The organism is Streptococcus sp. A23, assembly GCF_043674155.1.
In the GTDB taxonomy this organism is placed as follows: Bacteria; Bacillota; Bacilli; order Lactobacillales; family Streptococcaceae; genus Streptococcus; species Streptococcus suis_V.
This window is the reverse complement of record NZ_JBIMJP010000001.1, coordinates 167996-192826: the sequence shown is the minus strand read 5'-3', so window position 1 is coordinate 192826 and position 24831 is coordinate 167996. Positions and strand designations below refer to the sequence as shown.

28 protein-coding genes and 1 tRNA gene are annotated in these 24831 nt (G+C 45.0%); all 29 read right to left on the bottom strand.

Annotated features, from left to right (window positions below):
• The 29 genes from ACHBIE_RS01020 to pyrH all read right to left on the bottom strand — a co-directional run bounded on the left by ACHBIE_RS01020 (position 1) and on the right by pyrH (position 24750).
• Complete coding sequence (locus ACHBIE_RS01020) at positions 1–897, bottom strand: ROK family protein (RefSeq protein ID WP_105123196.1); 897 nt, start codon at positions 895–897, stop codon at positions 1–3.
• Between the two features lie 12 nt (positions 898–909).
• Positions 910–1830, bottom strand: a complete 921-nt coding sequence (locus ACHBIE_RS01015) for a dihydrodipicolinate synthase family protein (RefSeq protein WP_105123195.1) — start codon at positions 1828–1830, stop codon at positions 910–912.
• Positions 1831–1873: 43 nt separating this feature from the next.
• Positions 1874–2500, bottom strand: a complete 627-nt coding sequence (locus tag ACHBIE_RS01010) for a DUF624 domain-containing protein (protein WP_105123194.1) — start codon at positions 2498–2500, stop codon at positions 1874–1876.
• A gap of 9 nt (positions 2501–2509) precedes the next feature.
• A complete protein-coding gene (locus ACHBIE_RS01005) occupies positions 2510–2959 on the bottom strand; it encodes a YhcH/YjgK/YiaL family protein (protein WP_105123193.1) in 450 nt (149 codons plus the stop codon).
• A 331-nt stretch (positions 2960–3290) separates the two neighbouring features.
• Positions 3291–4121: a carbohydrate ABC transporter permease gene (locus tag ACHBIE_RS01000; protein WP_105110344.1), complete on the bottom strand. Its 831-nt coding sequence runs from the start codon at positions 4119–4121 to the stop codon at positions 3291–3293.
• A gap of 13 nt (positions 4122–4134) precedes the next feature.
• Complete coding sequence (locus ACHBIE_RS00995; RefSeq protein ID WP_161943016.1) at positions 4135–5022, bottom strand: carbohydrate ABC transporter permease; 888 nt, start codon at positions 5020–5022, stop codon at positions 4135–4137.
• Between the two features lie 94 nt (positions 5023–5116).
• Positions 5117–6430, bottom strand: coding sequence for an ABC transporter substrate-binding protein (locus ACHBIE_RS00990; protein ID WP_105123192.1), 1314 nt, complete (start codon positions 6428–6430; stop codon positions 5117–5119).
• A gap of 54 nt (positions 6431–6484) precedes the next feature.
• A complete protein-coding gene (locus tag ACHBIE_RS00985) occupies positions 6485–7186 on the bottom strand; it encodes an N-acetylmannosamine-6-phosphate 2-epimerase (protein WP_105123191.1) in 702 nt (233 codons plus the stop codon).
• A 197-nt stretch (positions 7187–7383) separates the two neighbouring features.
• Positions 7384–8892 (bottom strand): PTS transporter subunit EIIC, encoded by a 1509-nt coding sequence (locus ACHBIE_RS00980; RefSeq protein ID WP_105123190.1) that lies wholly within the window; start codon positions 8890–8892, stop codon positions 7384–7386.
• A 198-nt stretch (positions 8893–9090) separates the two neighbouring features.
• On the bottom strand, positions 9091–9792 hold the full coding sequence (locus tag ACHBIE_RS00975) for an HAD family hydrolase (RefSeq protein WP_105123257.1): 702 nt from the start codon (positions 9790–9792) through the stop codon (positions 9091–9093).
• A gap of 16 nt (positions 9793–9808) precedes the next feature.
• Complete coding sequence (locus ACHBIE_RS00970; protein WP_394732489.1) at positions 9809–10435, bottom strand: TrkA C-terminal domain-containing protein; 627 nt, start codon at positions 10433–10435, stop codon at positions 9809–9811.
• Positions 10436–10572: 137 nt separating this feature from the next.
• Complete coding sequence (locus ACHBIE_RS00965; RefSeq protein WP_105110349.1) at positions 10573–11097, bottom strand: Asp23/Gls24 family envelope stress response protein; 525 nt, start codon at positions 11095–11097, stop codon at positions 10573–10575.
• 29 nt (positions 11098–11126) lie between these two features.
• Positions 11127–11318 carry a CsbD family protein gene (locus ACHBIE_RS00960; protein ID WP_105101041.1) on the bottom strand — a complete coding sequence of 64 codons (192 nt, stop codon included), beginning with the start codon at positions 11316–11318 and terminating at the stop codon, positions 11127–11129.
• 24 nt (positions 11319–11342) lie between these two features.
• Positions 11343–11840 carry an Asp23/Gls24 family envelope stress response protein gene (locus ACHBIE_RS00955; protein ID WP_394732488.1) on the bottom strand — a complete coding sequence of 166 codons (498 nt, stop codon included), beginning with the start codon at positions 11838–11840 and terminating at the stop codon, positions 11343–11345.
• 34 nt (positions 11841–11874) lie between these two features.
• Positions 11875–12066 (bottom strand): DUF2273 domain-containing protein, encoded by a 192-nt coding sequence (locus ACHBIE_RS00950; RefSeq protein ID WP_105123189.1) that lies wholly within the window; start codon positions 12064–12066, stop codon positions 11875–11877.
• Positions 12067–12074: 8 nt separating this feature from the next.
• On the bottom strand, positions 12075–12650 hold the full coding sequence (gene amaP / locus ACHBIE_RS00945) for an alkaline shock response membrane anchor protein AmaP (RefSeq protein WP_105123188.1): 576 nt from the start codon (positions 12648–12650) through the stop codon (positions 12075–12077).
• A gap of 21 nt (positions 12651–12671) precedes the next feature.
• Entirely contained in the window at positions 12672–12911 is a 240-nt protein-coding gene (locus ACHBIE_RS00940) for a GlsB/YeaQ/YmgE family stress response membrane protein (RefSeq protein WP_105110353.1), read from the bottom strand.
• A 425-nt stretch (positions 12912–13336) separates the two neighbouring features.
• The gene (locus ACHBIE_RS00935) at positions 13337–13495 is read right to left on the bottom strand and encodes a hypothetical protein (protein ID WP_161948244.1); all 159 of its coding nucleotides are present in this window, start codon (positions 13493–13495) and stop codon (positions 13337–13339) included.
• A gap of 226 nt (positions 13496–13721) precedes the next feature.
• A complete protein-coding gene (locus tag ACHBIE_RS00930; protein ID WP_394732487.1) occupies positions 13722–15461 on the bottom strand; it encodes an ABC transporter ATP-binding protein in 1740 nt (579 codons plus the stop codon).
• A complete protein-coding gene (locus ACHBIE_RS00925; RefSeq protein ID WP_394732486.1) occupies positions 15458–17188 on the bottom strand; it encodes an ABC transporter ATP-binding protein in 1731 nt (576 codons plus the stop codon). Before ACHBIE_RS00925 ends, ACHBIE_RS00930 begins: the two co-directional genes overlap by 4 nt.
• Before the next feature lie 268 nt (positions 17189–17456).
• A tRNA-Thr gene (locus ACHBIE_RS00920) sits at positions 17457–17529 on the bottom strand.
• Positions 17530–17590: 61 nt separating this feature from the next.
• The gene (locus ACHBIE_RS00915) at positions 17591–18088 is read right to left on the bottom strand and encodes a GNAT family N-acetyltransferase (RefSeq protein ID WP_394732485.1); all 498 of its coding nucleotides are present in this window, start codon (positions 18086–18088) and stop codon (positions 17591–17593) included.
• Positions 18078–19100: a PhoH family protein gene (locus tag ACHBIE_RS00910; RefSeq protein WP_394732484.1), complete on the bottom strand. Its 1023-nt coding sequence runs from the start codon at positions 19098–19100 to the stop codon at positions 18078–18080. The genes ACHBIE_RS00915 and ACHBIE_RS00910 overlap by 11 nt, the downstream gene beginning before the upstream one ends.
• A 318-nt stretch (positions 19101–19418) precedes the next feature.
• Positions 19419–19634 carry a YozE family protein gene (locus ACHBIE_RS00905; protein WP_105111139.1) on the bottom strand — a complete coding sequence of 72 codons (216 nt, stop codon included), beginning with the start codon at positions 19632–19634 and terminating at the stop codon, positions 19419–19421.
• 445 nt (positions 19635–20079) lie between these two features.
• The gene (locus tag ACHBIE_RS00900) at positions 20080–21429 is read right to left on the bottom strand and encodes a DUF1958 domain-containing protein (RefSeq protein WP_394732540.1); all 1350 of its coding nucleotides are present in this window, start codon (positions 21427–21429) and stop codon (positions 20080–20082) included.
• Positions 21430–21489: 60 nt separating this feature from the next.
• Positions 21490–22410 carry a 2-dehydropantoate 2-reductase gene (locus tag ACHBIE_RS00895; RefSeq protein WP_394732483.1) on the bottom strand — a complete coding sequence of 307 codons (921 nt, stop codon included), beginning with the start codon at positions 22408–22410 and terminating at the stop codon, positions 21490–21492.
• 10 nt (positions 22411–22420) lie between these two features.
• A complete protein-coding gene (cvfB, locus tag ACHBIE_RS00890) occupies positions 22421–23275 on the bottom strand; it encodes an RNA-binding virulence regulatory protein CvfB (protein ID WP_105161049.1) in 855 nt (284 codons plus the stop codon).
• Between the two features lie 162 nt (positions 23276–23437).
• Entirely contained in the window at positions 23438–23995 is a 558-nt protein-coding gene (gene frr, locus ACHBIE_RS00885) for a ribosome recycling factor (RefSeq protein ID WP_105111144.1), read from the bottom strand.
• Between the two features lie 23 nt (positions 23996–24018).
• Positions 24019–24750, bottom strand: a complete 732-nt coding sequence (gene pyrH, locus ACHBIE_RS00880) for a UMP kinase (protein ID WP_161943050.1) — start codon at positions 24748–24750, stop codon at positions 24019–24021.
• Positions 24751–24831: the final 81 nt, after the last annotated feature.

Here is a 24831-nt window from a genome sequence, read left to right as displayed (position 1 = left end):
TCACCCAACTTTCAAGCCCTGTTTTTGGGCAAAATGATAGAAGGCCCCTAGCATGCCAGCTGCATTTTCATGTTTAGCAAATGCAATCCTTGTTTTTTCAACCAAGCTTGGTAATAAATGACGTTTTATTGCTTCTTGAATCATGGGTTCCAGATATTCTTTCTGCCCCATTATTCCACCACCTAGGATGACAATCTCCGGATTGACTACATAAGTAATGGTTGCAATGCCCTTACCAAGATTGTCCACTAGTTGATGAATAGCCACTTGACACTTGCTGTTGCCATTTTGGGCTTCTTGAAAAATCCGATAACCATCCCATTCGGATGGATTATCCCCATGCAGGTCTGCCACATGCTGAACTAGAGCTGTCGTTGAAGCAATATCTTGAAAGGCCCCGTCAGACAAGGGGAGATAGCCTACTTCACAGGCTGCATTACTGGATCCGTGGTAGATTTCCTTGTCGATAAGAAGACAGCCACCAATACCTGTGCCAATCGTCAGGCAAAGGCAAATTTGATTGTCTTGACCCGAACCCGAAATTCCTTCTGCTAGACCTGCACAGTTGACATCATTTTCTATTTCACAAGGCAGGCCAAATGTTGCCTCGATTTCAGCCTTGAATTTTGTTCCGGCGTAGTTAGGAATTTGCGGTCCAGAGTAGAAGATTTCCCCTTTAACATGGTCGACCATTCCTGCTGAAGAAATAGCTACACCTGAAATATCAGAATTATCCTTGTATTTTCTTACCAAATCCTTAACTGTCGCAAGGATATGTGGCCCTCCCAGGTGAGCCTGGGTATCCATTTTATGTTGCTCTAGGAGCTGCCCTTCCTGGTCAACCAGGCCATACTTAATCTGGGTACCTCCTATATCTACTGCTAAATAGCGTGTCATAGGTCACCTCCATTAGCCGATAAAGACTGCCTTAGCCTGCACAATCATGTCTGCCGCCTCCTTGGCAATGACCAAATCTGCCTCATTTAGTGAAGATAGGGGGGCCCGAACGGAGCCGATGTTCAGGCCTTCATTGATGCGGAGAACTTCCTTGATGACAGCGTACATGTGACCGTGACCGGAGCAGAGTTTCGTAATAATTCGGTTGATTTCAGCCTGGAGTTCACGGGCTTTTTCCAGTTCTTTCTTGGTAATCAAGTCATCTAGGGCCAGGAAGAGTTCCGGCATAGAACCATAAGTACCACCGATACCACCGCCAGCTCCCATGAGACGACCGCCCAAGAATTGCTCATCTGGACCATTGAAGACAATATAGTCTGGACCAGCAATGTTGATAAAGGTGTCGATATCCTGCACTGGCATGGATGAATTTTTCACCCCGATGACACGTGGATTCTTCAACATTTCCTTGTAGAGGCTTGGCGTCAAAGCCACACCAGCCAACTGCGGAATGTTGTAAATCATGAAGTCCGTATTTGGTGCGGCACTGCTGATGCCATTCCAGTAGTCAGCGATGCCGTACTCTGGCAAGCGGAAATAAATCGGCGGAATGGCCGCAATGGCATCAACACCCAATTCTTCAGAGTGACGGGCCAATTCTTGACTGTCCTTGAGATTGTTGCAGGCCACATGGTTGATAATGGTCAATTTACCACGCGCCTCTTCCATGACTGCTTCAAGGACTAACTTACGATCCGCCACACTCTGATAAATGCATTCACCAGAAGAACCATTGACATACAGTCCTTTTACTCCTTTTTCAATAAAATAGCGGGTCAGTTCTTTGACACGTTGCGAATCAATTTCTCCATTTTCGCCGTAACAGGCATAAAATGCTGGGATAATTCCTTTGTATTTTTCTAAATGAGACATAAGATTCCTTTCAAATTTATCAGTTTTTCAGGATTTCAAGATTTCAGGATTTATAGTAAAGAAGGAAGAGATAGACCAGGCCCGCGTAGCCGAAAGTAGCCAGCAATGAGAGGACGACCAAAAAGGTCAGACCATTGAAGAAAGCTACAAAGACTAGGACCAGAAGTACCACGACAATAGCCAAGGTCAACCAAAGGTTTCGAGCCGACTGCATCAGGGCAGTCAGGCCCAGCTGAACCAAGGGCAATTCTACTTGACTGGCCACTCGATAGAGGTAAGGAATCATCAACTGACTAAAGATGAGGGTCGCAAAGCAGACCAGGCGCAGAATTTGTATGGGCAGCGAGGTCACACCCGAAGTCAAGAATAAGTTCAGGATGCAGACTCCCACCAAGAGACCTTCCAGCAGACCCAAGGTCAAGCCCTGTTTCCAATACCGCTTCACCATGACAGGATAGGTCGCAAGAACAGCCACTTTTCCTTCCTTTCTAAGGATGTCCAGACTGGCAAAGAGAGCCAGGCGGGCAATTCCAAAGGTCAAGACAGGCAAACTGGTCACCACAAAGCAAATATTCAGAAGGAAAATGGTGAAGACCTTTTCCACCGATTGCCAAAATGGGTGATTGACATCGAATAAAGATTGTAATAGCTGACCACCTGTCTTTTTCATGGAAATCTCCTATTCTATCAAAATTTTGTACACAAGTTTGCGGACCTGTTCTCCTTCACCCGCTTTTTGGTTGGGCAAATGAGACTCTCCTGGCAGGAAAAAGGCAAAGTACTCATCATTGATGGTCAAATCAAGCTGACTGGATGCCATCACAAAGCCAACATCTGACTGGGCTTGATAAGGTTCTAAGTCCTCCAGACCGTCATATCCGTAGGAAATCATTTCTTGACCAGCTAGAAGAAAATGCAGATCTGCATAATTTCTATGGTATTCAAAACGCTGCCCTGGCTCCACTAGCTGATTGTCCTGAACAAAGCAGAAAACCTTGTCCCCAGCCAGCTCGTACCTGCCAGGATCTTGTGTCTTGAAGTCACCACTCAAAATACTATCGATGGCCAAATCCAGATGCGGATCCAGCCCCTTATATGTTGCAATATTTTCAATCAGATCGTAAATCATATACAACCTCTAATCTATATTTGCTTTAATACTCTGCGAAAATCAAAATCATCCGTTGTCAAGAGCCTTGGTGAGTGAAAAGCTACGGTGGAGGTTTTCACTCGTCAAACCAAATCGACCAAGTCTCGTACTATTTCCCACGAAGACTGATCAACCAACCCAACGGGATTTGGCAATGTAAATTTCTTTTAGCCTAGCTGAAACAGTCTTCATCAACACTCCAACGGGATGCTCTAAGAAAATGGCTTGGCATCTAGGCAAGGAAGTCGAAGGTTTAACTAAAGTTTACCAAGACGACTTAACGACGAGACAAAGCCATTCTCGACGAGCATCAGCCTTTCACAGCACCCATGGTAATCCCCTGTGTAAATGATTTCTGGAAGACAAGGAAGACGGTTACGATCGGTACGGCCGCCATGGCAGCACCCGCCATGATGAGACCGTAGTTGGTCGCCATCTCGGCCTGCATGGTCGCAACCCCCAGGGAAATGGTCAGGTTCTGACGAGAGGTCAACATCACCAATTGCATGAAGTAGTCGTTCCAAGAATTGATAAAGGTAAAGATTGCCAGGGCCGCAAAGCCAGGTTTTACGATTGGGAAGGCCACATTCCAAAAGGTAGATAGCTCGCCACAACCGTCAATCTTAGCTGATTCCAAAAGCTCAGTCGGGATATTTTCTGAGAATTGCTTCATGAGGAAGACACCGAATGGCCAGCCAACCAGTGGCAAAATAACCGCTGCCAGCGTATCGTGGATACCCATGAAATTAACAATCCGTACCAGCGGCACCAAGACTACCTGCTTAGGCAGGGCCATGGCCGCGATGAAGATAGAGAAAAGAATTTTCTGACCGTAGAAGCGTTTCTTGGCCAGAACATAGCCTGCCAAGGATGAGGTCGCACAGACCAAAATCATGGTAGCTAAGGAAATAAAGACTGAGTTCCACAACCATTGCAGGGCTGGGTTTTGCACAGTCAACTTGACAAAGTTTTCCAGGGTTGGCTCAGTTGGCCACCACTGGGGCGGAATGACAATGGTATGGGGTTGAGACTTGAAGGCCCCTGTCATAATCCAGTAGAAAGGAAAGATAAAGAGGACAGTCAAGGTCAACAAAATCACTGAAGATAGGATTGAAAATGGGGTAATGGTTTTCTTTTTCATCTTGACCTCCTTTCTAATATTCCACATCATTTCCAAGAACCTTGAATTGGATAAAGGAAATGATAGCAATCAAGACTGCAAGGAAGACACCCATGGTATTGGCATAGCCATACTCAGAAAGCTTGAAGGCTTTTTCGTAGAGATAGTACATGAGGGTCGATGTTGAATAGTTTGGTCCACCAGATGTCAAGAGCTGGATAAGCGCGAAAATCTGGAAGGAGTTAATGGTTGTAATAACTGTAATGTAAAGGGTTGTAGGCAATAGGCTAGGCCACTTGATTTGCCAGAAAACCTGGGTTTCATTGGCACCGTCTACCCGTGCTGCTTCTACCAAGGAATTATCAATATTTCCCAGAGCAGCGATATAGAGGATAATGGGCTGACCGACAGATGTAGTCAGGAGAATAATGACAATTGCCCAGAGGGCCCACTGTTTGTCTCCAAGCCAAGAGATATTTTGTTCAATAATACCACCTGATTTCAAAACAAAGTTAAGAATACCCGACAGAGGATCGTAAATCCATTTCCAGACAACCGTTACGGCTACCGAACCAGTAACCACCGGTAGGAAGAAGACTGCTCGATAGAAGGAACGAGCGATGACGTTTTTCTGGTAGGTATTGGCCGCTACAAAGAGCGAGAAAAAAATCACGACTGGCACTGATCCCACAACGATAACCAAGGTGTTAATCAAGGATTTGATGAAGATAGGATCGTTGAACATCCGCACATAGTTATCTAAGCCGACAAAGGTAAAGTCCGTCATGGTGTAGTTGAAGAAACTAGTCACAAATCCCATGACCATAGGTGCCAAGACAAAGACGGTAAAGAATACCAAAACTGGGGCCAAGAACGTGTAGGAAACAATGGTTTCCCGCATTCGTATTTTGTTGATTTGCAATGCAAACACCTCAATTCTTTCAAGTTAGAAAGCAAGAGCTCCCTTTCTAGATCTCGTTAGAAATGGGATTAGAAAAGGAGCCTACTTTCAAATATTATTTAATGGTTGCGTTCGCTTTTTCAGTGAAGTCTTTCAAAGCTGTTTCCGCGTCTTGTTCACCATTTGATACAGCTTGCAACATTGGGAACCAAAGAGTTCTCATTTCAGCAAAGCCATCAATTGTGTTGTAATATGGTGAGTAGTATTGAGTCCAACCATTGATCATAGCCATACGGTCGTCAGTGTACAATTCGCCAAAGGATGTACGAACTGGGAAAGCACCTGTACGAACAACGTTCTTAGGTCCCCACTCAGCATCATCTGCGATAAATTGAAGGAATTTCTTAGATGCTGCTACACGCGCTTCGTCGCCATTGTTGAAGACTGCAAAGCCGTTTACAAGGTATTCAAGGTCTGGTTTACCATCTTCTGATGGGAAGAGAACTTCAAGCACTTCTACGCCTGATGCTTCCAACAATTGTTGTTGGATACCATTTTGAGATGGTGCCCAAAGGATGGTGTAAGATGTTTGACCATTTGCAAAGTTTTGGATATCGTCACCACCAGCATATTGAGAACCGTTCATCATGTAGCCATCTTTGATCCAGCCAGCTGCCTTATCAAGGGCTTTAATCATTTGTTCTGAGTCAGTTGTGTACTTGGTTACTTCAGGGTCTGTGATGCTTCCGCTGTAAAGGTTAGCAAGGAAGGCTCGAGTACCTTGGTCACCACCTTGACCATTCGAGAAGAGAGAACCTGGGTTGTAGCCCTTGTCTTTGAGAGCCTTGATAACTTTTTCAAAGTCATCTGTTGTCCAGCCGTCTTTTACAAGGTCAAGGACACCAGCATCTTCCAACATCGCTTTGTTGAAGGCCATGTAGAATGGAGCAGAGCTGATTGGATACATGTAGGCTGTATCACCAGCTTTAGACGCTTGGATGATGTTATCGTTGTTGACATCCTTAACAAAATCATCTGTAAAGAGGTCGTTCAAATCAGCCAATTTACCATTTTTTCCGTAGGTAATGATACGACCTGGTGCGTCAAAGAGCACATCTGGCGCAGTGCCCGCTTCAATAGCTGTCGTGATTTTTTCAGGTCCAGATGTGAAGTCGATGGTTTCCAATTTCACATCGATATCCGGGTTTGCTTCCTCAAAAGCAGCAATAATTTTTTGCTCATAGGTACCCACACCATCTTCTGTTTTTTCTTGCGTGAAGACTGGGAAGGCCCACCAAGTGATTTCTGTCTTGTCAGAGCTGCCTGACTCTGCTGCAGATGATGCGGTAGTGTCGCTTGCCTTATTGGCACACGCTGCAAGTGACAAAATAGCTGCACCTGCTAACAATGAATGCATGATTTTTTTCATCATTCTACTCCTTTTATTTTTTAAATTTTCCCCTGTGGGGAGTTTGATGACAATTTAAGCCTGCAAAGCCTTGATAAAACGCTCTGCGATTTCTTTTGGACGGGTAATGGCCCCGCCGACCACAATTCCTGCTACACCAAGGTCGTGAATGGTCTTGACCTGGTCTGGATAGTGGATTTTCCCTTCAGCAATGACATCGATACCGGCCTTGACCAATCGATCTACTAGCTCGATATCTGGTCCTTCTCCCTGACGGCTATAAGAGGTATAGCCTGAGAGAGTGGTGCCGACAAAGTCAATACCTGCCTCGTAGGCTGTCAGACCTTCTTCATAGGTGGAAACATCTGCCATGAAGAGCTGGTCTGGGTATTTTTCCTTGATTTGCTTGATAAACTCGACGATAGTCAAACCGTCGTACCGCTCCCGCTTGGTACAATCTAGTGCAATGACCTCAATGTCCAGGGCTGCCAGCTCATCGACCTCCTTCATGGTCGCTGTGATAAAAGGCTCCTGTGGTGGGTAATCCCGCTTGATAATACCGATAATAGGTAGGTTGGTCACTTCTTTAATTTCTTTAATATCTCGAACACTGTTGGCCCGAATACCAACAGCTCCTGCTTCCTGGGCTGCCTTAACCATGAGGGGCATTATCCCGCCTTCTTCCCTATACAGAGGCTCACCTGGTAGGGCTTGGCAAGAAATGATGATTCCTGGTTTTATTTGTTCAATCAAGGCCTCCTTACTCAATTTAGCCATGAATTCTCCTTTCAATGACGGATCCGAGTTAGCGCTTACATTGTTATTATAACGCCTCGGATACAATAATTCAATATATTGCCATATAATAGGTTTCAGTTTCAAAAATTGTAAAATCTAACATATTCCTAAAACTACTTTCAGAAGTCAGAAAATTTCAAAAGTAAAAACCAGCCGAAGCTGGTCGATTGTCCTTGCTATTCTTCTCTGCCCAAAATCTGATTGATTTCTTGGCTATAGAGAATAGCCCGTCCGCCATAGATGGCTTGAATACCATCTTTCACATCCAGAACTGCTGTTGCTCCAATCGCTTTCAGGACATCCTTGTCAACCATTTGACTGTCCTTCAAGGATACTCTGAGGCGAGTCGCACAGGCTGTCACGTGTTCAATATTGGTTTCGCCACCCAAGGCATCAATGATTGAAATGGCACTATCATAGAGGGTTGAGCCGTTTTTCAATACCTTATCAGAATTTGCAGAGCTATCACCCGTTTCCATACCAGGCACTAGAACATGGAACTTGGTCACTAGGAATTTGAAAACAACATAATACATAGCTGCCCAGACCAAACCGACTGGAAGCACCAAGAGCCAGTTGGTTTTGTCATTGCCTTGGAAAACACCAAAGATAAGATAGTCAATCAAACCACCAGAGAAGGAATTCCCGATACGAATTTGTAGCAAGTCAGCTACCAAGAAGGAGACACCATCTAGGAAAGCATGGACGACGTACAACCATGGAGCAACAAATAGGAAGGAGAATTCAATTGGTTCTGTAATACCTGTCAACAAGGACGTAAGGGCACTACTTGAATAGAAACTGCCAACTTTTTTACGATTTTCCTTTGGAATGGCATGATACATCGCCAAACAAGAAGCTGGCAAACCAAAAATCATAGTCGCAAAGCGTCCAGCAAAGAAACGAGTCCCGTATGTAAATAATCCAGTATGGTTGGGATCAGCCAATTGAGCAAAGAAAATATTCTGAGCACCTTGAATCGTTTCACCGGCAACTACTTCACTTCCACCCAGTGAAGTATACCAGAACATCGGATAGATAGTATGGTGTAAACCAAAAGCTCCGGTTAACCGTAAGCCAAATCCATAAAGGAACGTTCCTAGACTTCCCATTTCTGATATTGTTTCACCGAATGTCACCAAAAGCCCCTGAATCGGTGGCCAAATCAAATAGAAAATCCCACCAAAGGCAATGGCTGCAAAAGACGACACTATTGGAATAAAGCGCGAACCTCCAAAGAAACCTAGGAAGGCTGGTAACTCAATTTTCCTATATTTATTGTGGAGATTTGCTACTGTGATACCAATAGCCAAAGCACCGACCACTCCTGTGTCAATACTAGCACCTTCTTCTGCAAATAACTGTAGAAAACCACTAATCGTAGCTGTATACACCAAGTAGGACACCGCAGCTGATAAACCAGCTGTTCCCTTGTCGGCATCTGCCAGACCAACTGCAACTCCGACCGCAAAAATAAGGGCCAAATTAGCAAAGACAGCACTACCAGCTGTACTCATAATGGTGAAAGTTGCCTGTAACCAAGCCTGGTCTAATACAGGAAATTGAGAAACCGCGTTGCTGTTGGACAAGGCACCCCCGATACCCAGGAGCAAACCAGCAACCGGTAAGATAGATATGGGCAGCATGAAAGCCTGCCCCAACTGAGAAAACTTCTTGAAGTTCATCAGAAACTCCTTTCTAAAGCATGGAGCGACATCATCGCTCTTTTACAAAATGTTAACGTTTACAAAAACATTATAAGCATAGTTTTTAGGAATTTCAACCATCTGAACTTGTTTAGAAAGTAGTTTTAAGATTATAGATAAATTTTATAAATTGTGAAATTACTTTCGATTAGCTCCAAAATAAAAAACCAGCCTAAGCTAGTTTCCCATCTCTATAATAGCTGTTTCTAAGTCAAGCCATTCGGTCACAACCTTATCCGGTTCCACACTTGTCTCCGGCTGCTGCCGTTTTCTGTGGTTGAACCAGATGGCCTGCCAGCCAGCTGATTTGGCACCGATGATATCATTTTCAAATGAATCACCGACATAACAGATTTCTTGACCCGCCATTCCCAGGCGCTCTTCCATCAGCTTGAAAATAGCTGGATTGGGCTTGGTCATCCCAACCTGCCCCGAGATAACCATCTTCTCCTGCTCTATCCAATCTTGTAGGCCCAAGGTTCGGATTTTCCGCAATTGATGCCGATGGGGACCGTTGGTAATGATGCCAAGAGAAATACCCCGCTGCTTGCAAGCCTCAAAAATAGCTGGATAAATCGGACTGAGTTCCAATTGCCCTTGATAATAGTCGTAGTCGATTTGAATGGTCAAGGCCATCCCATCGGACACCTGGTAACCAAAATCAGCTAAGGCTGCCTTCATCCGATAAACATGACTGTCCTTGAGGCTGATCTTGCCAGTCGCAGCCGCTTCAAAAACCTGATCCGCATAGTGGCGAAAGGCCAGATACAGGTGAACCAATTGCTCCTCAGGCACCGACAAATGTCGTTTCAAGGCCCGTTCAAAGGGCTGAATCTGGTCATATAAGGTATCGTCTAAGTCAAATACAAGTGCCTTTATTGTCATTACTTACCTCTTATAAACCGAAGAGATTTTTCATCCGCAGATAACTCTGCTCTTCTCCGACAAAATACACCAGGTCATTTTTCTCCAGAGTCTGGTATGGACTAGGAGAAATCAAGAGCTCTTCATTGCGCTCAATACCGACAATGATGGCTCCTGTGTGGTGCCAGATACGTGCATCCACCAACTGCTTGCCCAGCAACTCACAGTCAGCTGTCAACTTTAAACCGTAGGGCTCCAAAGGGTATTTCTTTTGCACGCGCTTGGTCTGATCCAAGTAGACAGAAACCAAGCCACGCAATTCCTTGAGCATATTTTCCTGCTGGTCCATCTTCTCCAAAATCCGGTCTTTTTGCGATTTTAGGGAGCTGGTCATTTCAAAATTATCAATGAAATCGTGGGCCTTTTCCTTGGATAAGACAATCGCTCCACTACCATGCTTTACCGACACGATATGGAGGTCGGCCAGAATATTTAAGGCCTTACGAGTGGTCTCCGGCGAGACCCCAAACATACTAGCCAGGGTCGAACGAGACTTGATTCGCTCACCTACTTCATATTCACCTGAGACAATCCGTTGCGCCACTCCGACCGCAATCTGCTGGTACTTAGACGCTTTTACAATTTTTCGATTTGGCATAAATCTTCCTTCTTTCCATAGACAAAAGGAGCGGTACCGTATCACCTTCCATGATCCCGAAACTCACTCCTTTAATTGGTCCTAGGCAAGAATCATGCCCTGAACCCTATTTAATTGATGAACTGATTAGACTGAGTCTACTCTACGCGAGATGATTGGATTTGTTCCTTCACTTGTCCTGTTTTTTCTGAGACAAATTCACCAGCCTTGTTTGCTTGAGAAGCGATAGCCTGACCTGTAGCTTGACCTGCTTCAGTTACACGATCTTGCAAGGTAACAGATGCCGCTTCAAACTCTTCACGCGTTTGTACGTCTACAACTTCTACGTTCACTTCTACTACTTGCAAGTGAGTCATAGCCGCAACTTCTTTGCTGATGACAGCTTTCATTTGTTCAACGATAGCTGGAATATCTTTACCATATTCTACCACAATCTTCAGGTCTGTTGCAACTTGTTTGGTACCAACTTCGACGTTGATGCCTTCTCTCACATTGTCACTATTGACCAGCTTGTTCTTGAAATCCGTCAAGAAACCACCGCTGACTGACAAAAGACCTGGAACAGTTTTCAAGGCATAGCCAATCATTTTTTCAATCACTTGGTCTGCGTATTCTACAGTACCTTTTACAGCTTCAACTTGTGTATTCTTCGTTTCTTTCATTTCCTATTCTCTCTTTCTATAGATAAAACTTATTTTTTCAAACCTTCAACAGCGCCTTTAACGGCATCTTTAGCGTCGGCAATAGCAGCCTTAGCCTTACCAGCCAATTGCTCTACCTTACCTTCTGCTTCTACTTCCTTGTTGCCAGTTGCCTTACCGACAAGGTTTTTAGCACCACCAACAAGTTCTTCTGCTTTTGCATTTACTTTTTCTTCTGACATAGGATTTCCTCTTTCTTTTATTTCTTAAATGACACGGGGTTCTTTAGCAGTCAATTCTTCAATACCTCTTGAAGTTTTCTTGACCTGACTACCTGTAAAATCTGCTACTGATTGAGTTGCATCTGAAACACGGTCCTGCAAGCTAATAGAATCAGCTTCAAATTGAGCCCGCGTCTTGATGTCAGATATTTCAACGTTGATTTCAACAACTTCCAAGTCCGTCATACGCTTGACTTCTGACTCAACAACTGTCTGGATAGCCTTGTAGATAGTCGGCAAATGTTTTTGGTATTCAGCTACAATCGACAAATCGACTGCAACCTGTTTTTTCCCAACTTCTACATTCACACCTGAACGGACATTTTCAGTGTTGACCAATTTATCCTTCAAGTTAGCTAAAAATCCGCCATCCACAGCCAATAAGCCGTCTACTGATTCCAAAGCTAAGCCAACAATTTTTTCAATGACCTTGTCCGCATAGGTCAATTCACCATTGATTACCTGTGTATTTTGTTCTGTCATAATGACCTCCGAAAATATAAAATTCTATTTAAACTTAATAGCGCTTATTGAAATAGTTTTCCAAGAGACCTGTCTCCTGGAGGCCGAAGCCTACCCCTACTCCGATTGCAACCAAAACTAAGACTAAGAGAGTTTTGAAAAATCCAAGACTCAGAAATAAGATAGATAATACAAGACCGACGGCACCTCCCACTAGAGGAAGAGTCCATTTATTGACTGATTTCATGTACACCTCTATTCTACGCGAGAAGGACGCGACTGTTTACTGCTTGCAACATCTTTGACAAGAACAGTAAAGTTGATTGGCTGCTCCATTCCAAAGAATTGACGCAAACCATGTTGAATGCTTTTCTCCAAAAGACTAGTCTGCTCACCAAGGGAGCCAGCTTTAGCAAGATCACCCGCAAGCTTGACTTTAAGACGCTTCTTATAGGGAATAACTGTTACACTTGCAGATTTCATATAGCCAGATTCTTCTGCTAGGATCGCTACATAGGACTCGAGAGCAGATTTTTTCATTAGAAGACTGCCACCATTTTCCTGGATGAGGTTAATCTCTGCATAGCGCTTAGGGTAGAAAAGGACTACCAGGAGCAGGACCGCAGTCAGAATTGCCAGTCCTATCAAGCCCCAAAATGCAAGGGGATTGAGAAAGGGAGCAACAACCTGATGGACAGGCCATTGAGGAATCCATGCTACTAGCTCCGCTGGAAGATGGCCCCCTCCTGCAAACTTCAAAGAAGTCAGCAAGAGGAAGAGCAGGACCAGCAATAAGAGGCTAGCAGTCAGTATTTTTTTTACTTTAGACATCGAGGCCTCTTTCTAGTTTCATTAACCCTTACGGCCAAAGAAGAAGGATACAACTGCTACAACGATAACCGCACCAAGGATAGATGGGAACAAGGCCATACCTGCAAGGCTCGGACCGCCGTGACCAAACAAACTTTGACCAACAGATGATCCGACTAGACCAGCGATAATGTTCGCGATCCAACCCATTGAACCACCCTTTTTCGTAATCGCACCAGCGATAGCTCCAATAAATCCACCAACAATAAGTGACCAAATCATATAAATTCTCCTTTTAGATAAAAATAGTAAAAATCGATTTTTGGGTTATAAAGATGAATAATAGCAATGTCACTTTATAAGTGACAACTTTTATTCATCTTTATGTTGTCAGTATATCATCAATTTGGAGAATTGGCAAGTCTTTTTTCTTATTTTTTCAAAAAAAGTTGGAAAATTTCTTAAAAATGCCTATTTTATGCGATTTTTAGGTGCTGTTTTTTTGATATTTCTTTTCAGGAGGAGCCAGTTTCTAACCTAAAATGTCAGATAATGAGGAAAATAAGAGGAAAAAATAACACGATTTTTCAGTTTTCACTTCAAAAGAAACCACATTGACTAGCTTTTTTAATTTATAAGTTGTCACTTTTTCTGAACAAAAAAAGCCGTTGAATATCCAACGACTTCCTCAAATGAGACAACTTAAGCTACTTCTCCTTATAAAAGAGCACAAAGGGGAGCACAATTCCGACCGAAATCCACCATTTGACCTCCATATGGAGCAGATACTTGCCAAGGCTGGCCACTAGGACATAGAACAAGGCCAAAGCGATGCGGATGTAGATATTCTTCAAATCAAATTTCATAGGCAAATCTCCTTGTACTATCATTATACTATCTTTACTCTTGAAAAATCAAATCTATCCATTGTCAACAGCCTTGTTGAGTGAAGAGTTTCGGGGGAAATTTTCAGCCTATCGCCTTGAAATAAGGGCACGACAGAGTTCAACCATGGACATTTTCATTGAGTATTATAGATAGAAACAAAGAAAATCCCAGCCCGTAGACTGAGATTCAATAGATTTATAAACACTAGACTTTAGACTGAATAGCCTGCATCTGGGCGTAGACACCACCTAGAGCGACCAAGTCATCATGACGGCCTTGTTCAATGATGCGACCTTGGTCCAGGACCAGAATCTGGTCTGCATTTTGAATGGTCGACAGGCGGTGGGCGATGATAAAGGTTGTCCGCCCCTCCTTGACCACTTCCATGGCATGCTGGATGATTTCCTCAGTCTCCGTATCAATGTGGGAAGTCGCCTCATCCAGGATCAGAATCTTTGGGTCAGAATAAAGGGTCCGGGCAAAGGCAATCAACTGCCGCTCTCCACTGGAGAAGGCCGAACCTTTTTCGACAACAGGCTCATCGATTCCCTTTTCCAGACGAACCAACATCGGCCCAGCTCCAACCTTTTCCAGAGCCTGGTGCACGCGCTCCCGGTCCATTTGGTCCACATCCATGGCCACATTGCTGGCAATGGTCCCCGTAAAGAGATAAGGATCTTGCAGGACAATCCCCATATGGCTGCGCAGGCTTTCGCGAGAATAGTCGCGAATATCCTGACCATCAATCAAGACCCGCCCAACCTGGGGATCGTAAAAGCGATAGAGTAGGTTCATAATCGACGTCTTACCCGAACCAGTATGGCCCACCAGAGCCACTGTCTGTCCCTTGTCCGCCTGGATAGAGATATCCTTCAAGATTGCCTTGCCTTCTTCATATGCAAACTGGACATGATCAAATATAACTTGACCATCAGTCACCTGCAAGATCTCTTCTCTATCTGGCTCCGTCTCTTCTTCCAAGAGGGCCATCAAACGCTTGCCCGTTTCAAAGGACCGCAGCATATTTGGAAATTGCTGTACCAAGGAACCCAGGGCAATAAAAATTCCCTCAATATAGTTGACATAGACAAAGAGCTTGCCTGGACTAACCCCCGGCTGGCCCTTGAGAAACTGATAGCCAACCACCGTAAGAATACCAGTGACCACCAAGTTTTGCAGGAAACCACTCAGGTTCCAGGTCGCCAAGGATTGGGCCCAGATAATTCGGTTATCGGCCCGTCGCATCTTATCTGCCGTTGCCTCAAACTCTTCCATGACTGCCTCTTCCTGACCGAAAAGCTGGATCAGACTAGCCCCGTTCATGGTTTCATTGACCTGGGTATTGACATCACTCCTGGCATCATAAAAGTCCTTCATGGGTTTGTCTGTCATCCGCTTATAGGCATACTGGATAGCGATATAGAGTGGGATCAAGACCAGCATGAGCCAGCCCAGGGTGGCATTCATGTAAAAGAGGACACCGTAGGTAAATGCCAGACGGATGAGGTTATTAAAGGCGTAGACCAGGGTCCCATAGAACTGGTTGCGCAGGGTCTCGGTATCATTGACAATCCGAGTCGCAATCTTACCTGCTGGTTTGTCATCAAAGTAGGAAATAGGCAGGCGCTGCATGACATCGTAGGCCTGATTTCGCAAAAGCTCCGCAATCCGATTGGCACAGTGCATAAGCAGGCGCATGGACAGATAAAAGCCCAGACTACCGATGACCGTCATCCCCATATACTGACTAGCCTTGGTCAAAAAGGCAGCCTGATCAAAGGGCAGCCCCTTGCTCAAATCCGTCAAGGGACCGTCAATAGCCTGCTGGACAATGAGCGGTGCCAAACGCACCATGGCAGAAGCCAGGAGATAGAAGGCTATCGCAATGGCAAATAGCCATTTGACCTGCTTGATTTGTCGCAATAAAAATCCTAAAATCTTCATTCCCCTCCTCCTTCCTGGCTTTGTTGTCGCTGGTATTGTTCAAAGTACCAGCCACCTTGCGCCAGCAAATCTGCTGGACGGCCCTCTTCAACGATGCGGCCCTCATCCAGAACCAGCACCCAGTCTGCATGGTTAACAGCCGACAGGCGATGGGTAACGATGACATTGGTTTTACCCACCCGTTCTTTTTGGATATTTTCAATAATCTGGCGTTCTGTACGAGCATCTACTGCCGACAGGGAATCATCCAGGATCAGCAGGTCTGGTTTTCGCAGAAAGGCCCGTGCAATGGAAATCCGTTGCTTCTGGCCGCCAGAAATGGACACACCCCGCTCACCAATCATGGTCGACAGCCCATCACTCATCCGCTCCAAGTCTTGAATGAAGGCCGCTGTCGCAATCGATTGCTCAATCTCCTTAGGACTGGCATCCAGCTTACCAAGAGCAATATTTTCGCCGACCGATTTGGAAAAGAGGATATGCTCTTGAGGAACGTAGCCAATTTTTTCCTCGATAGATGCGCGTTTAAAGTCCAGAACTGATTGGCCATTTATCGTAAAACTGCCTTGACCGACTGGATATTGACGGAGGAATTGGCGGACCAGAGTGGTCTTGCCTGACCCTGTTTTCCCAACGATACCGACTGTCTGCCCTCTTTTCAGGGTCCAATGGATGTCCTGCAAACTCGGCCGGTCTGCCTGTGGATAGCTAAAGCTGTACCCTTCAAAAGCCAGACTGGACAGCTCTGCTATTTCCCCAAAACCATCAACTTCCAAATCATCCCCTGTATCAATCAGCTCCTGCAGCTTTTCAAATGAGGTCTTGCCGGTCTGGTAGACCAAGATGAAATCCGACAGCATCCAGAAAGGCTCGAGAAGTGAACCAACGTAGAGCTGGAGGGCGATGACCTGGCCGATAGACAGTTGACCGGACTTGACAGCCACTGTCCCCATGACCAGAACCAAAATAGTGGATAAGCCCAGAGCCAAAGTAGCCAAGGGATTGTAGAGGGACTGGAGGGAGGTAATCCGGTCTCCTCCCTTGGCAAGCTGCCGTGTCCGCTCCTGAAACTTGGCCTTCTGAGTGGCCTTCTTGCTATAGGCACGTGTGACCCGAATACCTTCTACGACTTCCAAAACCTCATTATTGAGCTGGGCAACGGCCTCCCGGTTGGCCTCAATGGCCTCATCCTGCTTGCGGCCGATGAAAAAGATAGCCGCAGTCATAGCCAGCATAGGAAGCAGAGCCACCAGAGAAATCTTCCAGTCGATGATAAACATATATGGAATGACAAAGGCAAACATGCCTCCTGCATAGACCACAATCATGAGCCCGTAACCAACCATTTCCATCAGCCCGTCCACGTCCGTTGAAAAGCGGGTCATGACATCCCCAGAGCGAAACTTCTCATAGAAAGGCGTCCGCATGACAACCATTTTTCGGAAGGCCCGCTGCTGCATGTCAAATTTGAAATTGATAGAAGACTGAAAAAGCTTGAGATGCCAAATGAAGGCTGTAGCATAGTTGACCAGGGTCACCAGGAAAAGCAGGGTCATATCCTGGACCAACATTTTCTCGGTCAAGCCATTAGACGCCAGGGTGTCGACCATTCTTTGGATAACCTGGGTCGGCACCAAGAGCGTGGCGTCGTAAATAATCAAGGTCACAGCGATCAGCAAGTAGAGCCACTTGTGCCGCTTGACATAATCAAAAATTAAGCTGAACATATATCTCCCTTATCTTAAAACCTTTCTAAGCACGCAAAAAAGCCTAGACGACACACTCCGCCTAGGCTCCCTCAAGTCCGTTCAAATAGACTATTATAGTTGCTTAAAAAGGAGTGGTTTATGAAAAACAGTTTGTTTTGTGATAAATACTGTATTGTTCATTGTAGTACTCCTTTCCTTATTCTACCACTTATTTTATCAAAATATATTGACTTGTCAAGGTATTTTAGGTAAAAAAACGACCCATCCGGACCGTTTGTCAACTATATGCTAGTTGCCGGGATTGAACCGGCGACCTCATCCTTACCATGGATGCGCTCTACCGACTGAGCTAAACCAGCAGTACCTTATCAGTATATCATACTCTGGAAATTTGTCAATATTTTTTGAAAGAAAAAAAGCCTATAAAAGACTCTTTTCCGCTATACATATCTGAATAGATTCTACAGTTTTCTCAGCAACTCTTTCAAAGCCCTGCTTTTGCCAAAATCGACTGGCCTGTGGATTGGCCGCCACATAGCCTAGTCTGACTTTTTGGAAATACTGTCCTAACTGACTTTCTAGCTCTGCCATGATTTTGGAGCCTATCCCCTGACCAACCCAGCTACCGTCCACCATAAAGAGACCAATGTAAGCTATCTGGTCATCAGGATAGCCAGCAATCAAATCCAGCACTGCCACCAACTGATTGTCCCACCAGTAACCGACAAAATACTTATCTGACAGGTCCTTCCCAGGCGGACAATTGACTAAATCTTGCCGCAAACCTTCCAAACTCGGACTAGGCGGATAATGTTCAAAATAGAGGGGATTGGTCTGGTAAAGAACCAAAACCCGCTCTAAGTCAGCTTCAGTTAGCTTTCGGACTTGATAATGATTTGAAAATTGACTAATCTTCATCCTCTTCGCTCCCACTAGGCTCCCCAATCACCTCAAAACTTACTCGGCTATCTGCTGCTAATGCATCTTGTTCGTAAGCATTGATAATCTGAGCAACAACCGGATGACGGACCACGTCCTTGGCAGAAAAATAGACAAAATCAATCTGCGAAATATTTTTCAATTTTTCCGTAGCATCAATTAAACCAGACTTGACCTTACGAGGTAGGTCAATCTGACTAATATCCCCGTTGACAATCATCTTGGAATTAAAACCGAGACGGGTCAAAAACATCTTCATCTGCATGATAGTAGTGTTTTGCGCCTCATCCAGAATGACAAAGGCATCTTCCAGCGTCCGCCCCCTCATATAAGCCAAAGGTGCAATTTCGATAATCTCCCGCTCCATGAGACGAGTGGTCTGCTCCTTACCCAAAATCTGATAGAGGGCATCGTAAACGGGACGCAGATAAGGATCAACCTTCTCCTTCAAATCCCCCGGCAAAAAGCCCAGACTTTCACCAGCCTCAACCGCAGGACGAGTCAGGACAATCCGCTTGACCTGGCCACGCTTGAGGGCGGTGACAGCCAAGGTCACAGCCAGGAAGGTTTTTCCCGTCCCTGCTGGACCGATACCAAAGACAATATCATGTCGCTTGACAGCATCCACATAAACCTTCTGCCCCAAGGTCTTGACACGAATGGGCTTGCCAGAATTGTCCTTGATGATTTCTTCCTCATAGAGGGCGACAAATTTTTCGATTTCATCATTTTTGGCCATGGAAATAGCCGTCACCACATCTGGCGTTGACACAGTTAGCCCGCGATTGACCAAGACCAAGAGGGACTGGATGACCAGACGGGCCTGCTCAACATGGTCAGCTTGACCAATGACCTGGACCTTTTCTGTCCGAGCATGAATGACCACTCCCAGCTCCTGCTCCATCAGACGCAAATGGCGCTCATTGGACCCAAAAAGACTAAAACTATCATCCGGATGGCTGAGTTGAATATCAATAGAATGTTCTTGCAAAGACTTGCTCCTTTACCTGTGCTTTTCTATTATTATACCAAAAATCTCTCAAACTGGCCTTGTGAAAACAAAAAGAACAGAGAAGATCACCTCTCTGCTCCTATGGAGACCGTGTTCATTATATAAAGGGATTAGGTTATAAAGGAATAAGTAGATCTCCACGATTTTCGTAAGGAATTATTCTTACACTTGTATTATAACCCTATTTAGTGATAAATTGCAACTAAATGAACATTAATTTTTTATTTTTATGTATATTTTACATTTTTGCTTTTATATTAGTATGATTATATGAAACAATCCTATATGCAGAGTAGGCTAATGGGCCATATAGTCCTCCCAAATGGCGTCAAAATCAGACATTGAAAAAGCAAAACTGGCCGACTCCTCCAAAAAGCGACTGACCTCATCAAAATCCGTTGATTGCTTTGGGAAATCATACTCTTCAAAGGCATAATCAGCCAAAATAGCCACAGGCTCGTTGGACTTGGGATTGCGCTGGGTCATCAACCAGCTATAAAAGGTTCTTCTCATTATATCCTATTCTCCTTAATAATGAAAGAATCCTTCAGTTCAGAACCAAAGGATTCTCCATAAAGTAAAACAAACTCAGTTTGTAGGCAAAGTCTCTTTTCAGACTTTCCTGAGGTGATGTTGGATGGCTCCGAAAGTCAGGGGAGTGACTTTCGGAGGTTGGAAATAGAACGAACGCAGTTCGATTCATTTAGTCAGGGGAGTGACTTTCGGAGGTTGGAAATAGGGAACTACTGAGCAGTTCCTCAAATTCTCTGTTACTTTGAGACTAAGGTCTCAAATACTCCGAATACCTGAAACGACAACGTTTCAGGTATTTTCGTCACGGCGGAAAGTCCTGGTTTAGGGCTCGCTCCGCTCGCAAAATAAACTAAATTTTTGTTTTTTCTTAGCAGAGTTACTCAGTTAATTTATCCAGAATTTAGTTTATCGACATTCTAACAAACTATTTATTTCTCGAACGACTCTTGCGTCTTTCCTTAAATTGGGCACGATTTTTCTGCTCATTCCTAAAAATAAAATAGGAAACCAGAGCCAGTGGTAACAAGACCAGACTAGAACCAATCCAAGTTAGGGTGAAATCTGTTTGATTGTCAGCTTCAGCGGATTGCTTTTTGACCAAGGCCTTATTGACCGTTGCCAAGACGCCTGTATCTTCAGCCTTCACAGAATCCTGAATCAAGGGACTGACCGAATCCAAGCCATTATCCGCATAGACCTGCCCATCCTTATATACCAATTTGGGACTAGTCCCAACGGGGACAGTCGCATATAGGTCCGACTCAACCTGGTAATGCTTTCCGTCCTGGCTATGTTTACCAGCTGTCAAGACTTTCTTGTATTCAAAGTCCTGATAAGCCTTATCAATCAAGGCGTTAGCAAAGGCATGGCGCTGGAAATCCGAATTCATATCAGACCAGGTACCCACACCCATAATGACTGCAATCATCTTTTGCCCGCCTCGATCGATGGTCATGGTAATATTGAAGGCCGCACGAGGACTGGAACCGGTTTTGAGACCAGTGACCCCTTCTAAACCGTAGATATTTCCTGGTAAAGAATAATTATAGGAATTATAGGCCTGCTGGTAGGGAGTGTCCACCATCGTAACAATGACCCGATGGCGCGTATATTCCAAAATAGCAGGATATTTTTTGGTCAAATGGTAGACCAAAATGGCCATATCACGCGCTGTTGTTTGGTTGGAAGCCGAATTGTCATAACGCTTGGGACTATAGTAACCTCTAAAGCCACTTGCCCCTGCTCCTCCTGGATTGTTCCAAACAGAATTGGTCATACCCAGCTCCTTGGCCTTGGCATTCATCATGTCCATAAAAGCATCCGGATCATTGTTAGACAAATAATTGGCCAACATGACTGTCGCTACATTGGAAGATGGTACCAAGGTCATGGCAATCAAATCACTCACTGTATAATCAACACTAGCATAGATCGGATTGTTCGAAATTTCATGGATAGCAGAAATCGCCTGGTCAGTCTCCGTTGCCCTGATAATCGTATCTTCTGTCAACTTGCCCTGACCAATGGCTTCATAGACCAGATACAAGGTCATGAGCTTACTCATACTAGCCGGATCCCTTGACTCATCAATATTATCTTGCCAAACAATATCCCCAGTATTTCCATCAATCAATATAGAAGACTTGGGCCTGTATCCCTCATAAACCTCATAACCAGAAGCTCTAGCAATATCCATCAATTCATCTGCTTTTACTACCGGACCGCCCCAAACCAGGCCAATTAACAGTAGAGCAAGTAGTATTCTTTTCACTATAAACTCCATTGATTTTTTATTGATAAACGGGAGGATAACTACAAACCCTGCACCTTCCTCCTAACGCAATCCCAACATGGCTTCCTTGGCATGAACCATGTCCGTCATCATCTGGCAATAAGGCGTTGAAATACCAACCCGCTTGCCCTTGAAAACTACCGCTCCATTCAGATAGTCAATTTCCGTCTTGCGACCATGTTGGATTAAGTCCTGATGCATGGACGGATAATGATGTGAGGCCTTTTTAGAAGTTTCCATGATGTACTTCCAAATCCCCTCTTCATCGATATTCCCTACTTCCGCACGCGCCACAGCGATAAATTCCTTGAAAATCCCCTGAACCAGATTGAGTCCACCTTCCGTTCCAAAAAGTTCCCCAATGGTACAGTCCATAATGGTACAGGTCGGATTCATGACCCCATTGACACAGGCCTTGCGCCAAATAGATTCAATCACATTCTCATCATAGGTCGCATTGAGTCCCGCTTGGTTAAACATGTCCACGATGTGGGCAACAGCCTGACCGTCCCCAGACATATTTTGCAGGAAAATGGATCCTGGTCCCTCCAGATGAGCATGACCTGGCCCCTTGAGCCCAGCCAACCAAATGGTCACTCCAACCATGATCGACTCATCTGGCACATAGCGGCGCATGGTGGTCGCATGACCCAACCCATTCAACAGACTGAGTACCTTGGTCTGTTCACCGATAATCCCCTTAATATCCTGCAACATTTTTGGTAACTGGTCTGCCTTGGTCAAGAGGATAATCAAATCCGCCACTTCCACAGCCTCAGTCGGTTTCATAATCGGCAGCTTGACCGTCTCGTCAAAATCCCCCGTCACCTTGAGGCCATTTTTACGGATAGCCTGAATATGGTCCTCCCAATTGTCCAGCAAAATAACCTCATGATCAGTCTTAGACAGAGAATAACCAAAACGGCAACCCATGGCTCCACTACCAGCAATATATACACGCATGATTCGTCTCCTAAATCAATTCTGTCCCAATCGCATCTTGCTTGATTTTACCGGCTTTCATCAGCCCACCCAGGGCTTTTTTGAATTGCCCCTTGGAAATGCCAAAGGTGGCCTTGATGTCTTCCGGAGCAGACTTGTCATTCAAGGTCATAAAGCCGCCATTGCTTTCCAGATAAGTCAAAATCATCTGGGCATCATTTTCCAACATCTCAAATGAGCGTGGTTTGAGCGACAGATTGAGGGTCCGGTCAACAGCCCGATAGCCGATGACACGGGCCTCCAGGACCTGGCCCAAACGTGGCTCTGCATAACGCTCGCTAGGATGAATAAAACCCAGCATATTGTTGTCTGGCAAGTAAACAAAGGTCCCATTGAGTTTCAAGCGGTAGACAATGGCCTTGAGGGTCTGGTTTTGCATATTGTCATAAGCAGGACCTGCCATCTTTTGAAATTCCTCTTGAAAGGCAGGTAAAGCCCAAATTCGGTCTTTCTTGTCAACGTCCAACTTGACATAGAGCTGGTCGCCTTTCTTGGGCCAGAGTTCCTTGATGTCAGGAAGGATGTCCAAGGACACAACCACTTCCTTGTCCGGCAAGCCCGTATCAACAAAGACACCCAAGTCCTTCCTCACTTCTGTTACCGTTCCCCAGCCAAAGGTATCGCGGGTTGCTCCCACTTCCTTGGTCGTCAAGCGCAATTTCTGCTTCATATCTGTGTAGGCAAAGCCCTTGACAGATTGACCCAGCTGAAAATCCCCTTCTTCCTTGGACAGGGCAAAGGTCTTGCCATCCTTTTGGATGAAGTAAAACTGGTCATTTTGGTCGGTCACTAATCCGACAATATAGTGAGCTAGTAAATCATTCATAGCTATTTCTTTCTAGGCAACCATTGGGTGCCTGCATTTTTGGAGGCTCTGCTGCTTACTCTTTAGACAAATCTCTAGGAAAACAATCAACAAAGCTAGCAAAAAAAGGAAGGAAAGACAAGGATTCTGTAGATCTTTGTCCTCCCATTCCCCTTGTGCTGGTTAAACTTCTAAGAGTTCTTTTTCCTTGTCAGCTGTCATCTTGTCGATGGTCTTAATCGCATCGTCAGTGACTTTTTGGATGTCTTTTTCAAGCGTCTTCAAATCATCTTCCGTGATTTCTTTGGCCTTCTCAGCTTTTTTGGCCTCGTCCATAGCGTCACGACGGATGTTACGGATAGCTACTTTCGAGTTCTCACCCACTTTTTTCACGTCTTTTGCCAAATTCTTACGTGTTTCCTCTGTCAATGCAGGGATAACCAAGCGGATAACTGTACCGTCAGATTGTGGTGTCAAGCCAAGGTCAGACGCATTCAAGGCACGCTCGATATCTTTCAAGATAGACTTATCAAACGGTGTGATAAGAAGAACACGCGCCTCTGGCACAGTGATACCAGCTAACTGGTTGAGCGGTGTTGGCGCTCCGTAGTAATCCACAGAGATACGGTCCAGGAGACTAGCATTGGCACGACCTGCACGGATATGGCTAAATTCACGCGCCAAGCTCTGGTGAGATTGATTCATACGCTCTTGCGCTTTGGCAATAATTTCTTTCGACATAAAATATCCTTTTCTTTTAGTTTTTATTTTTCTTCTTTGTTAGAAACGGTTGTACCGATTGGCTCACCGAAAACAACACGTTTGATATTGCCTGGCTCATTCATGTTAAAGACAACCAGGTCGATGTCATTGTCCATTGAAAGAGTTGATGCTGTGGCATCCATGATTTTAAGACCACGATGGATAACTTCACGGTGGGTCAATTCATTGAACTTAACCGCATTGGCATCCTTACGAGGGTCTGCATTGTAAACACCGTCGACCCCATTTTTAGCCATGAGAATGGCATCTGCTTCGATTTCTGCTGCACGAAGAGCAGCCGTCGTATCGGTTGAGAAATACGGTGAGCCGATACCAGCACCAAAGATAACGATACGACCTTTTTCCAAATGACGGAGAGCACGACCGCGAATATAAGGCTCTGCCACAGACTGCATAGAAATAGCTGTTTGCACACGAGTATCCACACCAAGCTGCTTGAGGGAATCCGCCATCACCAGGGCATTCATAACTGTTCCCAGCATCCCTGTGTAATCTGCTTGTACACGATCCATACCAGCTTCTGCTGCAGGCTCCCCACGCCAGAGGTTCCCACCACCAATTACAAGGGCAATCTGCACACCAGACTCAGCCACTTCCTGGATTTCCTTGGCCATTTCCTGAACTGTCTTGATGTCAATTCCGACACCACGTTCACCAGCCAAGGCCTCTCCAGATAGTTTGATTAGAATACGTTCGTATTTAGGTTTCATCATCTCTCTCCTCTATTTCATCCTTAGTATTTTATCATAAAATCGGGGATTTTTATAGAAAAATATCTGAGAAAACGGAGATTT